General features: G+C 67.0%; 9 protein-coding genes. 3 read left to right on the top strand and 6 right to left on the bottom strand.

The genetic code is table 11. The annotated features are described in order from the left end of the window. Positions 1-117 precede the first annotated feature (117 nt). The gene (locus tag DN388_RS14250) at positions 118-2,010 is read left to right on the top strand and encodes a DEAD/DEAH box helicase (protein ID WP_255000557.1); all 1,893 of its coding nucleotides are present in this window, start codon (positions 118-120) and stop codon (positions 2,008-2,010) included. Positions 2,011-2,075: 65 nt separating this feature from the next. Here the strand turns inward: DN388_RS14250 and DN388_RS14245 are convergent, their stop codons facing one another. The 3 genes from DN388_RS14245 to DN388_RS14235 all read right to left on the bottom strand — a co-directional run bounded on the left by DN388_RS14245 (position 2,076) and on the right by DN388_RS14235 (position 5,250). Further along, positions 2,076-2,654, bottom strand: a complete 579-nt coding sequence (locus DN388_RS14245) for a YceI family protein (RefSeq protein ID WP_043863617.1) — start codon at positions 2,652-2,654, stop codon at positions 2,076-2,078. A 32-nt stretch (positions 2,655-2,686) separates the two neighbouring features. After that, a complete protein-coding gene (locus DN388_RS14240) occupies positions 2,687-3,238 on the bottom strand; it encodes a cytochrome b (protein ID WP_043863618.1) in 552 nt (183 codons plus the stop codon). 245 nt (positions 3,239-3,483) lie between these two features. After that, complete coding sequence (locus DN388_RS14235; protein ID WP_255000551.1) at positions 3,484-5,250, bottom strand: flavin monoamine oxidase family protein; 1,767 nt, start codon at positions 5,248-5,250, stop codon at positions 3,484-3,486. Between the two features lie 190 nt (positions 5,251-5,440). On the opposite strand from DN388_RS14235, the gene DN388_RS14230 reads away from it, so the two are divergent. After that, on the top strand, positions 5,441-6,847 hold the full coding sequence (locus DN388_RS14230; protein WP_058541630.1) for an adenosylmethionine--8-amino-7-oxononanoate transaminase: 1,407 nt from the start codon (positions 5,441-5,443) through the stop codon (positions 6,845-6,847). Between the two features lie 107 nt (positions 6,848-6,954). Beyond that, positions 6,955-7,674 (top strand): 16S rRNA (uracil(1498)-N(3))-methyltransferase, encoded by a 720-nt coding sequence (locus DN388_RS14225; protein ID WP_043859631.1) that lies wholly within the window; start codon positions 6,955-6,957, stop codon positions 7,672-7,674. 69 nt (positions 7,675-7,743) lie between these two features. On the opposite strand, the gene DN388_RS14220 is transcribed toward DN388_RS14225, so the two are convergent. The 3 genes from DN388_RS14220 to DN388_RS14210 all read right to left on the bottom strand — a co-directional run bounded on the left by DN388_RS14220 (position 7,744) and on the right by DN388_RS14210 (position 14,214). Further along, entirely contained in the window at positions 7,744-8,361 is a 618-nt protein-coding gene (locus DN388_RS14220; protein ID WP_043862136.1) for a hemolysin III family protein, read from the bottom strand. A gap of 77 nt (positions 8,362-8,438) precedes the next feature. After that, on the bottom strand, positions 8,439-8,903 hold the full coding sequence (locus DN388_RS14215) for a chemotaxis protein CheW (RefSeq protein WP_043862137.1): 465 nt from the start codon (positions 8,901-8,903) through the stop codon (positions 8,439-8,441). Beyond that, positions 8,896-14,214: an Hpt domain-containing protein gene (locus DN388_RS14210; protein ID WP_255000785.1), complete on the bottom strand. Its 5,319-nt coding sequence runs from the start codon at positions 14,212-14,214 to the stop codon at positions 8,896-8,898. The genes DN388_RS14215 and DN388_RS14210 overlap by 8 nt, the downstream gene beginning before the upstream one ends. Positions 14,215-14,224: the final 10 nt, after the last annotated feature.

The raw sequence follows: 14,224 nt of genomic DNA, 5'->3' as shown, positions 1-14,224 counted from the left end.
CCCCCCGGATGCGCATTGAAGGCCCAGCAGGACCGGACGCGATAGCATCACCTGATGCCCGTCGCGCCAGGCACGAACTTCCCATAGGGCTTAGCCCCCACTAGAACAGGATTACTCATGTCCTTTGCTTCCCTCGGTCTCTCCGAGGCTCTAGTCCGCGCTATCGAGGCAGCGGGCTATACCCAGCCTACGCCGGTGCAACAGCGGGCCATTCCCGCCGTGTTGCAAGGTCGCGACCTGATGGTCGCGGCGCAGACAGGTACTGGTAAAACCGGTGGCTTTGCACTGCCGATTCTCGAACGCCTGTTTCCAGGTGGCCACCCCGACAAGTCCCAGCGCCATGGCCCACGCCAGCCGCGGGTACTGGTGCTGACCCCCACCCGCGAACTCGCCGCCCAGGTCCACGACAGCTTCAAGATCTACGCCCGCGACCTCAAGTTCGTCAGCGCCTGCATCTTCGGCGGTGTCGGCATGAACCCGCAGGTGCAGGCCATGTCCCGCGGCGTCGACGTGCTGGTGGCCTGCCCCGGCCGTCTGCTGGACCTCGCCGGCCAGGGCAGCGTCGACCTGAGCCACGTTGAGATCCTGGTGCTCGACGAAGCCGACCGCATGCTCGACATGGGCTTCATCCATGACGTGAAGAAGGTCCTCGCACGCTTGCCTGCCAAGCGCCAGAACCTGCTGTTCTCGGCGACCTTCTCCAAAGACATCACCAACCTGGCCGACAAGCTGCTGCACAACCCCGAGCGTATCGAGGTCACGCCGCCCAACACCACGGTCGAGCGTATCGAGCAGCGTGTGTACCGTCTGCTCGCCAGCCACAAGCGTGCCCTGCTGGCCCACCTGATCACCCAGGGTGCCTGGGAGCAGGTGCTGGTCTTCACACGTACCAAGCACGGCGCCAACCGCCTGGCCGAGTACCTCGAGAAGCACGGCCTGACTGCCGCGGCGATTCACGGCAACAAGAGCCAGAACGCGCGCACCAAGGCCCTGGCCGACTTCAAGGCCGGCACCGTGCGCATCATGGTCGCCACCGACATCGCCGCCCGCGGCCTGGACATCGACCAGTTGCCCCACGTGGTCAACTTCGAGCTGCCCAACGTCGAGGAAGACTACGTGCACCGTATCGGCCGTACCGGCCGTGCGGGCCGTTCCGGCGAGGCCATCTCGCTGGTGGCGCCGGACGAAGAGAAGCTGCTCAAGAGCATCGAGCGCGTCACCCGCCAGAAAATCCAGGACGGCGACCTGATGGGCTTCGATGCCTCGACGGTCGAAGCCGAAAAACCCGAAGCCCGTGAACGTCCGCAGATGAACCCGCGCGGTGGCCGTGGCCAGCGTGCCGACGGCAGCAATGCCGGCGGGCGCAAGGACAAGGGCAAGGACAAAGGCCAGGAAAAGGATAAGCCCGCAGGCGACAGAGCCACTGAGAAGGCCGCCGGCGGGCGCCAAGAGCGCAAGCCCCGTGACAACAGCAAAACCCGCCAGGCACCCTCGGGTCAGGCAGCAGTAGTTCCGAAAATCCCGGCCGACCGTGACCCTGAAGCCTTCCTGGACGACGAAGTGGACAACTTCGGCAACCGTGCCGACTACGTCAGCCCGTACCAGAACAAGGGCGGCCAGGGCCGCAACCGTCGCCCGGGCGCACCGGCAGCCGCCGGTACCGGCACCGGAGCACCCCGCGGTGGCCAGCCACGCAGCAACACCGGTGGTGGTGCACGTAGCGGTGGCGCCGGCAGCAATGGCGAGAAGCGCGGTGGTGCACGAAGCGGTGGCGGTGGTCGCGATGGCCAGGCGCGTCGCGACGGCAGCAACAACCGCAACCGCCGCCCGGCCCGTGACGATCAGTCGTCGCAGGAACCGGCAGTGCGCAACCCGCGTGACGGCCAGTCGCAGCCCAAGATCGTGCACAAGGAATCCAAGATCGACCGGTTCCCGACCGCCGAACAGCTCGAGCAACTGCCAAGCCGCCCACGTGGCGAGAAGCCTGCGCTGCTGACGCGCAACCGCTGATCCCGCCACTGCGCACACAAAAACGCCGCCCCTAGGGGCGGCGTTCTTGTTTACAGGCCAGGCAATTACTTCTGCTTGACGCCTTCCAGCGAGATGTCCAGCTGGGCGGTCTGTGCCACGTCGCCAGGCAGCTTGATGCCGAAGTCTTTCAGGTCCAGTGTGGTGGTAGCGTTGAAACCGGCGCGCTCGCCGCCCCATGGGTCCTTGCCTTCACCGTTGAAGGTGGCCTTGAAGGTCACTGGCTTGGTCACGCCGTGGAAGGTCAGGTCGCCGGTCACGTCGGCAGTCTTGTCGCCAGTGGGCTTGACGGCGGTGGAGACGAACTTGGCGTCGGCGAATTTCGAAACGTCCAGGAAGTCCTTGCTGGCGATGTGCTTGTCACGCTCGGCGTGGTTGGACCACAGGCTGGCGGTCTTCACGTCTACCGAGATCTTGCTGTCCTGCGGCTTGGCGGAATCCCAGCTGAAGGTACCGTCCCAGTCCTTGAAGGTGCCGTGGATGAAGCTGTAGCCCAGGTGGCTGACTTTCCAGTCGATGAAGGCGTGCTGGCCTTCCTTGTCGATCTTGTAGTCGGCAGCCATGGCCTGGCCAGCGGTGAACAGAGCGGTACCGAGCGCCAGAGCGGCAAAAGTCTTTTTCAACATTACTTCTATTCCTTTGGAGTTGAGGTTGAACATCAAGCTTTGCGGCCCAGCATGCGGGTGAGGGTCGCGTCACGGTCGATAAAGTGGTGCTTGAGGGCGGCCAGGCCATGCAGGCCGGCGAAGATCACCAACCCCCAGGCCAGGTAGAAGTGGATTTCCCCGGCGACATCCGCCTGGTTGGGCAGGTCGCTGACCAGTGCCGGCACCTCGAACAGGCCGAACACCGGGATGCCCACGCCGTCTGCGGTGGAGATCAGGTAGCCGGTGATCATCACCCCGAACAGGCCCACGTACAGCAGGCCGTGGCCGGCCTTGGCGGCGAAGCGGGTAAGCGGGCCGTGGTTGGCCGGGGCCGGTGGTGGCGGGCTGATGAAGCGCCACAGCACGCGACCGAGCATGATCGCCAGCAGGGTCAGGCCGATACTCTTGTGCAGGTCGGGTGCCGTTTTGCGCCACGCACTGTAGTAGTCCAGGCCGACCATCCAAAGCCCCAGGCCGAACAGGCCGAAGACCGCCAGGGCCACGCCCCAGTGCAGGACGATACTGACCACGCCATAGCGAGAAGGAGAATTGCGCAGTTGCATTGCCGTGTTTCCCTGTAAGAACTGTGCCCAAGACTAACCGGTTATCTATCGAATTAAAGCGGAAAATTTCGCTTTGAACGATCGAGAAACATGATCTTTAGTGTGAGACGAACAGGTTAAGGAAACATTAACTCGGCAGGAAGGAATTCTGGTGCTGCTGGACGCGCATCGCGGGTCAAGCCCGCTCGCACAGGGTCTTCGGCGATCCTGTGGGAGCGGGCTTGACCCGCGATGCGGTCACTGCATTACTGCGTCTTGGCTTGGGTAGCCGCCGCCGGCTTCTTCGCCACCGGCTTGGCCGCAGGCTTTTTGACCGGCTGGGCCTTGGCCGCAGGCTTCTTGGCTGGCGCGGCTTTCGCCGGGGCCTTCTTGGCAGCAGGCGCCGCCTTTGCCGGCGCCTGCCTGGCTACTGGCGCAGCCGCAGCGGGCGTTGGCGCCGGCGCAGGTGCAGCGGCTGGGGCTGGGGCTGGCGCAGGAGCTGGCGCCGCATCAACCGGCTTGGCCGGCGCTTTGTCTACCGGCTTGTCACCGCCACCGAACAACCGCGAGAAGAAGCCAGGCTTGCTGTCCTTGGCCGCCACCGCTGCCGCTGCGGCCCCGGCCGCCACCGGCGCCAGCTTGGCCGGGTCGAACGACTTGCCATTGGACATGTCCACCACCTGGCCCGCCGCGCGCTGGCCGCTGCGCAGAGCGCCTTCCAGGGTGCCGGGGTACAGCGCATCGGTGTGTTCGCCGGCAAACGCCACGCGCTGCACCGGACGCTCCCACAGGCGCCAGAACTTGCTGATCTGCCCCGGCCCGTAGGCGAGGTACGCACCGCCCGTGCCGGCATCGGTGCTGTAGCGACGCACTTCATAACCGGTGAACGCGCCACGCGCCTGCGGGTAGAACGCATGCAGGCGAATCAGCACCTGGTCGACCATCTGCTTGTCGCCGAACGCCTGCAGCAGGCGCGCGTTGTCACCGGACAGGTTGATCACCACGTTGGCGCCACCCTTGAGCGCCGGTTCGATCCACAGCATGCCCAGGCCGGTGTTGCTGTAGATTTCGCCCGACATGCGCGCACGGCTTTCCCAGACCGGGGTCTTGAACTTGAGCAGCAGCTGGTCGCGCCAGCCGTAGTTGGTGCCCTTGAGCGCCGCCAGGTGCTGGTTGTCCAGGCCCGGGGTCATCTGGATCTTGGCCAGGGCGCGCAACGGTACCGCCAGCACCACGTAGTCGGCGCTGTAGCCCACCGCGCCGACCTTGACCGTGACGCCGTCCTTGTCCTGGATGATCGCGCTGACCGGTGCGCTGGTCTTGATGGTCTTCAGTTGCTTGACGAAAGCCTGCGCCAGCACCGGGCTGCCGCCGGGCAGACGGGCGGCGCGCAGGTCGCGATCGCTCACATCGCGGTACACGCGGGTCTGCTGCGCGAAATACAGCAACGACAGGCGCGAAGGCTCGTCATAGCGGGTACGGATCTGCTGGTTGACCAACTGGCGCGCGGTCGGTGGCAGTTGCAGCTTGTCCAGCCAGCCGGAAACGTTGAGCTGGTCGAGGGCGAACAGGGTGCTGTTGGCCGCCGGGTTTTCAGGGTCGCTGATCGAGCGCGCCAGGTCGTCGAGGGTCTTCTCGTAGCGCTTGAGTGCCTCGGCGGTGGCCGGCTGCTTGGTGGCCAGGTCTGCGGCGCTGAAGTACTCGCCATCGATCAGGTAGCTCGGTACACGCACGAACTCCGGCGCCGGCAGGGTGGCCAGCTTGAAGGTGTCGAGGTAGCGGTTGAGGGTCGGCTGGGCCTTGCTGTTGCCGATCCACTCGCTGGTGGCCAGGCCCGAACGCCCGCCCATGCCCGGCTTGGCTTCCAGCAGGGTCACCTGCCAGCCCTTGTTTTGCAGTTCGTAGGCGGCGGTGAGGCCTGCCAGGCCGCCACCGACCACGATGGCCGTCGGCTGCTTGGCAGCCGCGAGGGCGCCCGCGCTGAACAGCCCTATCATTACCAGCGCGCAGGCGCGCAGCCAACCAGCAGACATTCGGCGAACTCCGGATCAAAGGCGGAAAATGCGGGGTGAACCCCCCGGGAAAAACGTCGGTGAAGGATACGTCAGGCCGCCCGGGCCTGCCACTAATGCCCGCACCGTTTGCGCCTTATGGGTTGTCCTGCCCCGTCGCTTTGCATAGGCTTGCGCGGTTACCCGAACCCGCGTCGCCAGGAGAGAGCCCATGGGCCTGAATCAACAGTGGATGGAACGTGACCTCAAGGTCCTGTGGCATCCCTGCACCCAGATGAAAGACCACGAGCACCTGCCGCTGATCCCGATCAAGCGTGGCGAAGGCGTATGGCTCGAAGACTTCGAAGGCAAGCGCTACCTCGACGCGGTGAGTTCCTGGTGGGTCAACGTGTTCGGCCACGCCAACCCGAAGATCAACCAGCGCATCAAGGACCAGGTCGACCAGCTCGAACACGTGATCCTCGCAGGCTTCAGCCACCAGCCGGTGATCGAGCTGTCCGAGCGCCTGGTCAAGCTCACCCCCGAGGGCCTGAACCGCTGCTTCTACGCCGACAATGGCTCATCGTGCATCGAAGTGGCGCTGAAGATGAGCTTCCATTACTGGCTCAACAAGGGCCAGCCGGACAAGAAGCGCTTCGTCACCCTCAGCAACAGCTACCACGGCGAGACCATCGCGGCGATGTCGGTGGGCGACGTGCCGCTGTTCACCGAGACCTACAAGGCGCTGCTGCTCGACACCCTCAAGGTGCCCAGCCCCGACTGCTACCTGCGCCCCGAGGGCGTGAGCTGGGAAGACCATTCGCGCACGATGTTCGCCGCCATGGAACAGACCCTGGCCGAGCACCATCAGAGCATCGCCGCAGTGATCGTCGAACCGCTGATCCAGGGCGCCGGCGGCATGCGCATGTACCACCCGGTGTACCTCAGGCTGCTGCGCGAGGCGTGCGACCGCTACGGCGTGCACCTGATCCACGACGAGATCGCCGTAGGCTTCGGGCGCACCGGCACGATGTTCGCCTGCGAGCAGGCCGGCATCCGCCCCGACTTCCTGTGCCTGTCCAAGGCCCTCACCGGCGGCTACCTGCCGCTGGCCGCGTGCCTGACCACCGACGAGGTGTACAGCGCGTTCTACGACGATTACCCGACCCTGCGCGCGTTCCTGCACTCGCACAGCTACACCGGCAACCCGCTGGCCTGTGCCGCGGCGCTGGCGACCCTGGACATCTTCGAGCAGGACAACGTGATCGAGGCCAACAAGGCCCTGGCCACACGCATGGCCACGGCCACCGCGCACCTGGTCGACCACCCGCATGTGGCCGAAGTGCGCCAGACCGGCATGGCCCTGGCCATCGAGATGGTGCAGGACAAGGCCAGCAAGACCGCCTACCCGTGGCAGGAGCGGCGCGGCCTGAAGGTGTTCGAGCATGCCCTGACCCGTGGTGCGCTGCTGCGCCCGCTGGGCAGCGTGGTGTACTTCCTGCCGCCGTACGTGATCACCCCCGAACAGATCGACTTCCTGGCCGAGGTGGCCAGCGAGGGCATCGATATCGCCACGCGCAGCAGCGTGAGCGTGGCGGTGCCGGCCGATTTCCATCCTGATTTCCGCGATCCGGGCTAAACAGCATCGCGGGTCCCAGCTCCAACAGGGATCACCTGTAACCCTGCAGGAGCAGGCTTTACCCGCGATGGCGCCCGAACTGCCTCCATCTTATTCAGAGCAGAACCATGAGACTGTCCCGCTTCTTCATCGACGCCCCCCTGAGCCTGGGCGAGCACGACCTGCCCGAGGCCCAGGCCCACTACATCGGCCGCGTGCTGCGCATGGCGCCGGGCGATGCGGTGCAACTGTTCGACGGCAGCGGCCAGGAATACCTGGGCGAACTGCTCGAGGTCGGCAAGAAGAGCGTGCGCGTCACGCTCGCCCAGGCCCTCCCCGGCCAGGCCGAATCCCCCCTGCACGTGCACCTGGGCCAGGGCCTGTCCCGTGGCGAGCGCATGGACTGGGCGATCCAGAAGGCCACCGAACTGGGTGCCAGCGTGATCACCCCGATCGTCAGCGAACGCTGCGAGGTGCGTCTGAAGGATGAACGTGCCGACAAGCGCCTGGCCCACTGGCGCCAGGTGGCGATCAGTGCCTGCGAACAATGCGGGCGCTCGACAGTGCCGACGATCCATTCACCGGTGCTGTTGGCAGACTGGCTCAAGGCGCGAGACGAGGCGCTGAAACTGGTGCTGCACCCGGTGGCCGAGCCCTTGACCAGCCATGCCAGGCCCGCGAGCCTGGCGTTTCTGATCGGGCCGGAGGGCGGCTTGTCGGAGGTAGAAGTGGAGCAGGCCAAGGCGGCAGGGTTCCATGCCGCGCGCCTGGGCCCGCGGGTGCTGCGTACCGAAACCGCGCCAGTGGTGGCGCTGGCAGTGGCGCAGCAGCTGTGGGGCGACTTCTAGATCGCGTCGCGGCGTTCGCCGGCAAGGCCGGCTCCTACTGCAGGAGCCGGCCTTGCCGGCGAAGGGGCCCTAAAGCACGTAGAAAAATATCGCGATAAAGTGCAGCAGGCTGCCGGCAATCACGAACAGGTGCCAGATGCCATGCCAATGGCGGAAGCGGCTGTCATAGGCAAAGAAGATGATGCCGATGGTGTACAGCGCGCCCCCCGCCGCCAGCCAGGCGAACCCCGCCGTGCCCAGGCTGGCCAGCAGCGGTTTGACCGCCACCAGCACGATCCAGCCCATCAGTGCGTAGATCACGATGGACAGCACGCGCGCCTCGGAGCGCGGCTTGATCTCCTGCAGCATGCCGATAACCGCCAGCCCCCACACCACCCCGAACAGGCTCCAGCCCCACGGACCGCGCAGGCTCACCAGGCAGAACGGGGTATAGCTGCCGGCAATCAGCAGGTAGATCGACAGGTGATCGAGCTTGCGCATGATCACCTTCGCCCGCCCGCGCACGCTGTGATAAAGGGTCGAAGTGCTGTACAGCAGCATCAGCGTGAAGCCGTAGATGGCCAGGCTGACGATCTTCCAGGGGTCGCCCTGCATCCCGGCCACCACCAGCAGCCAGATCGCGCCGATGCAGGCCAGAACCGCGCCCACCAGGTGGGTCCAGGCATTGAAACGTTCACCGTGGTACATGCATTGATGCCCTCCGTAGAATGATTCGCTCCTCTACCCTACACAAGCCCGGCATCAAGTGCATTACGCGGTTGGTACTAGGCCCCGGCCGTCTGCAACAGCTGTTCCAGCCCGGGCAGGTCCGGTACCCGCGCCACCTGCTCGCCCACCTGCACCGCCGCCAGCTCCAGCGGCGCCAGCGGCACATCGACGTAGTTGAGCTGGCTGTCGAGCTTGCACGTGCGCGGTATGCCCTGCACCAGCAGGGCGAAGAAACGCCGCGGCGTATCGCCCAGGGCATTGAGCACCACGATGCGCGCGCGCTCGCCAACCTGGGTCTGGCCACCGCAGGCCGCCTCGAAGCTCAGCAGCGGCAGGCGCTGGCTGCGCCAGTCGATCCAGCCCAGCAACCAGGCCGGCTGATGCGGCAAGGGCGTGCACGGCTGGTAGCCGATCAGCTCGGCCACCGCCACGTTGGGCAGCACCAGGCTGCGGTCGCTCAACGGCAGCAACAGCCCGGTGAGGGTGTTGCGCCGATTGTTGCGAGGGGTCTGTTCAAGCATGCGGGGTACTCCAGCGGGCGATGCTCTGCAGCAGCACCGACTCCTGGTAGGGCTTGCCCAGGTAGTCGTTGACGCCAATGGCCATGGCCCGGTCGCGGTGCTTCTGGCCGGTGCGCGAGGTGATCATGATGATCGGCAGGTCCTTCAGGTGCGGGTCCTGGCGCACCTGGGTGGCCACCTCGAAGCCGTCCATGCGTGGCATCTCGATGTCCAGCAGCAGGATGTCGGGACGGTGTTCGGCCAGTACACTCATGGCATCGACCCCATCCTTGGCCGTCAGCACGTTCATGCCATGGCGCTCCAGCAGGCGCCCGGTCACCTTGCGCACCGTGACCGAATCGTCCACCACCAGCACCAGCAACGGACGTGCGGCGGCATTGCCAGGGTGCTCCAGGCGCAGGCGTGCGGCGCCCTGGGCCACCTTGGACAACTGCAGGTGCAGCGCACGCAGTTGCGCCAGCAGGTCGAGAATCAGTACCACGCGGCCATCGCCCAGCAGGGTCGCCCCGGCCAGCCCGTGCACTGCGGCAAACTGCGGGCCAAGGCTCTTGACCACGATTTCACGGCTGGCCGCCAGGCTGTCCACCTGCACGGCGAACTGCTGGTCGTGGGCCTGCACCAACAGTACCGGCAGCGGCAGGCTCTGCCCCAGCAGGCGCGGCTGCACCTCGCCCTGCAGCAGTTCGCCGAGGTAGCGCAGTTCATAGCGGTGGCCGGCGTAGCGGTAGCACGGCGGGTCCAGCTGGTAGCAGGCCTCGAGCTCGGCCGGCGGTACACGGACCACGCCCTCGATGGTGTTCAGCGGCACCGCGTACTGTTCTTCGCCGTAGTTCACCATCAGTGCGCGATTGACCGACACGGTGAACGGCAGGCGAATCAGAAAACGCGCACCCTTGCCCGGCACCGAGTTGATCACCATCGAGCCGCCCAGTTGCTTGACCTCTTCGTGCACCACGTCCATGCCCAGGCCACGCCCGGAAATCTGGGTGATCTTCTCGGCAGTGGAGAACCCGGGCCGCAGGATGAACTGCATCACCTCGTGGTCGCTCAGTTCGGTGGCCGGGTCCAGCAGGCCGCGCTTGATCGCCTTTTGCCGCACCGCCTCCAGCGGCACGCCGGCGCCATCGTCGGTCATTTCGATGACGATATCGGCGCCTTCGTGCAGCAGGTTGAGGGCGATGGTGCCCTGCTCCGGCTTACCCGCCGCCAGGCGCGCCGCACGGTTTTCCATGCCGTGGTCGACGGCGTTGCGCAGCATGTGTTCCAGCGGCGCCACCATGCGTTCGAGCACGCTGCGGTCCAGCTCGCCCTCGGCATTGCCCACCACCAGCTCGACCTGCTTGCCCAGCTCGCTGGCAACCTGGCGCACCACCCGCTGCAGGCGCGGCACCAGGCGCTCGAACGGCACCATGCGGGTGCGCGTCAGGCCTTCCTGCAACTCGCTGTTCACCCGCGCCTGCTGTTGCAGCAGGCTGTAGGCGTCATGGGCACGCACGGCCAGGGTTTCCTTCAGGTCCAGCAGATCGGAGGCCGACTCGAACAGGGCCCTCGACAGCTGCTGCAACTGTGAATGACGGTCCATTTCCAACGGGTCGAAGTCGTCATAGCCCAGCGCCTCGCCTTCGCTCTGCTGGCGGCTGAGGATGCGCCCCTGGGTCTCGGTATCGAGCCGGCGCAGCTGGTCGCGCATGCGCTCGAGCGTGGTTTCCATCTCGCCCAGGGCCACCTGTGCATCGTTCACCTGCTGTTCGATGCGCCCGCGAATGATCGAGTTCTCGCCCGCCAGGTTGCCCAGGTCATCGAGCAGCTCGGCCGTCACCTTGACCATGTCGGCCGGGGCACGCTCCGGGCTCGGCGCCGCCACTTCCACCGGGGCAACCTCGGCGCCGGGCGTTGCGGCAGCGGTGTCGCTCAGGGCAGCACTGCTGAAATTGCGGATATAGTCGATCAGCGCCGTGGCAGCGTGCAGCGGCTGGTGCAGGCGCACCGCATCGAGCATGTGCGCCAGGCGGTCATGGCAGTTCTGCAGCAGGCTGAACAGCGCCGGGCTGGGTTGCAGCTGCCCGGCCGCCAGGTGTTCATAGAGGAATTCGAGTTCATGGGCCAGGTCGCCGATGGGCGCGATCTCGACCATGCGCGCACCGCCCTTGAGGGTGTGCAGGTCGCGCAGCAGGTTCTCCACCTCCACCCCGTTGCGCGGGTCGGCCTGCCAGCGCAGCAGCGCGGCACCGGCACTTTCGGCGATGTCGAAGCCTTCCTCGAGAAAGATCTCCAGCAGTTCCTTGTCGCCCTCGTGACGCTGGGGCTCCGCCGGCTTGCCTTGGGGCTCGGGCGCCGGTGCGGTGTGACGGAACTCGCGCAGGGCTGCCAGCTGTTCCACCACCAGCTCCGTTGCCTGTCCCTGCTGCACCTGCTCGAGCAGACGCCCGAGCAACGCATGGCTTTCACGCAGCAGGCCCGGCAACAGGTTGCCGGGCTGGTAACGGCGATCGACCAGGCCTTCGTAGAGCAACTCCAGCTCCTGGGCCAGCACCTCGACCGCCCCCACCTGCGCCAGCTGTGCGCCACCCTTGAGGGTCTGCAGGTCGCGCTGCAGCGACGACAGCGCCGAGCCGTTGTCGGGGTCGCCGGCCCAGCGCGCCAGGGCCTGGTCGGCCCCTTCGAGGATGTCGCGGGCCTCTTCCAGAAACAGCTCGACCACCTCGCTGTCGTGCGCCTGGCGTTGCAGCGCGCGGGTGGCATCGCCCAGTTCGGCGATCTGCCCGGGCTGCTCGCCCTGGCTGCGCACCAGGCCCATGGCATCCGGCGCCAGGCCTTGTTCGAGCAGCTCGCGCAATGCGTGCAGGCGTTGCGGTTGCGGGTCCACTTCCTGGCCGGCGGCAATCTGGTCGAGCATGTCGATCAGGGCTTCATGGGCCCGTTGCGCCTCGCCGAAGAAGCGCTCGCTGACCGCCAGGCTGCTCTCCTCCACCGCGCCGTACAGGTCCAGCAGCGCCTCGCACAGTTCGTCCACCTGCCACAGGTCGGCCAGGTGCGCGCTCTGCCCCAGGGTGGTCAGTTCATCCAGCAGCGCAGTCAGCTCCTGGCGCTCGCCGGGGTGCTCCTGCCAGCGTTGCAACAGGGTTTCGGCGTCCAGCAGGATGTCCATGCCCTGGGCCAGGAAGCTGGCGATCAGTTGCGGGTCGCGCTTGACCCGCAGGCCCTGGCTCGGCGCATCGCGCAGTGCCTGCAGGCGCGCAGCAACCACCTGGTCGATCTGTTCGATGAGGGTCCGGGCACCGCCGATGGGTGCCAGCGGGGTGCTGTCGAGCTGTGCCAGACCGCGGCGCAGAAGTGGTTCGGCCATCTGCAGCAGGTACAGCTCGTCAAGGTCCAGGCCCAGCTGGTGGGCCTTGAATTCGCGGGCCAGCAGGTCCAGTGCGCTGGCCAGCTCGGCGATCGGCACCACCCCGGCCATCGCGGCGCTGCCCTTGAGGGTATGCAGCGCCCGTTGCAGGCTGTCGCTGACCGGCACCGGCAACTGCGCCTCGGCGGCCTGCAGAAACTCGTCGACACTGGCCAGGTGGGTCTGCGCCTCGTTGCGGAAGATCTCCAGCAGGCGCGGGTCGAAGGCCGGCTCCGGGGCTGTGACGCCCAGCGGGTCGTTCATCGCCAGCGCATGCAGGCGCGTGGCCAGGCGCTCGACCTCGGCATGGGGCAGAGCCTGGGCCTGGGCGAATTCGTCCAGCAACGGCGTCAGCAGCGCAATGCTCTGCTCGAGCCCGGCCAGCACATCGCCGCTGGCTTCGACGCGGCCTTCGAGCATGCGGTTGAGCAGGTGCTCGGCGGCCCAGGCAAGCTCGGCCAGCACCTGGGCGCGCACCATGCGGCCGCTGCCCTTGAGGGTGTGGAAGGCGCGGCGCATTTCCACCAGCGCGTCACGTGCCGCCGGGTTGCCCCGCCATATCGCCCAGTGCTGTTGCAACTGCTGCAGCACCTCTTCGGCTTCCTCCAGGAACACCTCGCGCAGCTCGTCGTCCAGCGGTGCCTCGTGCATCTCGGGCGCAGGCGCGGGTGCCGACGGGGCCGGCGGCAGGCTCGGGAACCCCAGTGCGGCCAAGGCCAGCTGAGTGCGCTCGAGCCATTCGTCCAGGTCGGCCTGGGGGTCGATGGCGCGCCATTGCAGGTACAGCTCCAGGCTGCACAGGGCATCGGCCAGGTGATCCAGCGCGGCGTTGTCCGGCAGCCGCTCGGCGTACAGCAGGTAGGTCTCGACGTAATCATGGCAGCGCCGCACCAGCGCCGCCGCCCGGGGCAGCATGAGCATCGCCAGCGCCCCGCGGATCTGCGTGAACAGCCCCGGCAGCGGTTGCAGGCGCAGGCGATCCCAGCCGGCCTCCAGGCAATCGGCGATCAGGTCCTTGGCCTGCAGCAGCACGCCGTGGGCCTCGTCCAGCACCAGTCGGCGAATGTCGTCCAGGTCGGTGCCGGGTACGCTGGCCTGGCTGACCGACTCGATCGAGCCCACCATGCCGCCCAGGGTCGCCTCGACATACAGCAGCGCCCCGGCAACATCCATCAGCAGCGCATCCTCGGGCACCCGCTGGCCCTGGGCCAGGGCCTGAAGCACCGTCACCTGGTCGATGATCACCCGGCGCGGCTGGCCGAAGCCGAGCACCGCCAGGGTATCGGCGATCTGGCGCAACGGCGCCAGCAGCGGGGCCAGCGCCTCGACCTGCTGGCGGTCGCTGCGCACGAACAGGTCCAGTTGCTCCTTGATGCGCACCAGGTCTTCGCGCACTGCCAGCACCACCGAACGCATCGCATCGCGCCCCGGCACCGCCTCAAGCGGGTCCCGCAGCGCGCCGAGGCTCAGGCCTAGCCCCGCAGCAGGCTCGGCGACGGTCTGCTCGCCCGGCAGGCTGGCCTGGGCCAGCGCCGGCGCGCCACGCGCGGCGCGCAACGGGTTGAGCAGTGGCAGCACCAGCAACGGCAGCTCGTGCCGGGCGCCGCGCAGGCGTTGCAGGTACTGCGGCAACTGCTCCAGCGCCCTGAACAACGCGCCCAGCGCGTCACCGCGAGAGGCCACGCGGCCTTCGCCCAGGGCCTGGGCCAGCTGCTGCATTTCACGGGTCAGCAAGGCCGCGCCTTCCAGCTCGAGCATCTGCAGGCAGCCGCGCACCTGGCGCAGCGGCGCGTCGAAACGCTCCAGCACCTGGCTGTCGCCAGCGTCGCCGGCAAACTGCTCCAACGCCTGGCGGGCCTGGGCCAGGCAGTCGTCGATGGGGCCCTTGACCCAGGCCAGGGCCACCTTGTCGTGGCGCTCGGCGATACGCACTTTA

It is taken from the genome of Pseudomonas sp. S12(2018), from assembly GCF_024355235.1.
Classification (GTDB): domain Bacteria; phylum Pseudomonadota; class Gammaproteobacteria; order Pseudomonadales; family Pseudomonadaceae; genus Aquipseudomonas; species Aquipseudomonas palmensis.
The sequence above is the reverse complement of the archived record's forward strand: the minus strand, read 5'-3'. Positions and strand labels throughout refer to the sequence as shown.

Bases quoted from the DNA above. Each gene is read 5' to 3' on its own strand.
- DN388_RS14235 (WP_255000551.1), bottom strand. From the start codon at position 5,250: ATGTCTGCTGGTTGGCTGCGCGCCTGCGCGCTGGTAATGATAGGGCTG.
- DN388_RS14250 (WP_255000557.1), top strand. From the start codon at position 118: ATGTCCTTTGCTTCCCTCGGTCTCTCCGAGGCTCTAGTCCGCGCTATC.
- DN388_RS14245 (WP_043863617.1), bottom strand. From the start codon at position 2,654: ATGTTGAAAAAGACTTTTGCCGCTCTGGCGCTCGGTACCGCTCTGTTC.
- DN388_RS14220 (WP_043862136.1), bottom strand. From the start codon at position 8,361: ATGTACCACGGTGAACGTTTCAATGCCTGGACCCACCTGGTGGGCGCG.
- DN388_RS14225 (WP_043859631.1), top strand. From the start codon at position 6,955: ATGAGACTGTCCCGCTTCTTCATCGACGCCCCCCTGAGCCTGGGCGAG.
- DN388_RS14215 (WP_043862137.1), bottom strand. From the start codon at position 8,903: ATGCTTGAACAGACCCCTCGCAACAATCGGCGCAACACCCTCACCGGG.
- DN388_RS14240 (WP_043863618.1), bottom strand. From the start codon at position 3,238: ATGCAACTGCGCAATTCTCCTTCTCGCTATGGCGTGGTCAGTATCGTC.
- DN388_RS14230 (WP_058541630.1), top strand. From the start codon at position 5,441: ATGGGCCTGAATCAACAGTGGATGGAACGTGACCTCAAGGTCCTGTGG.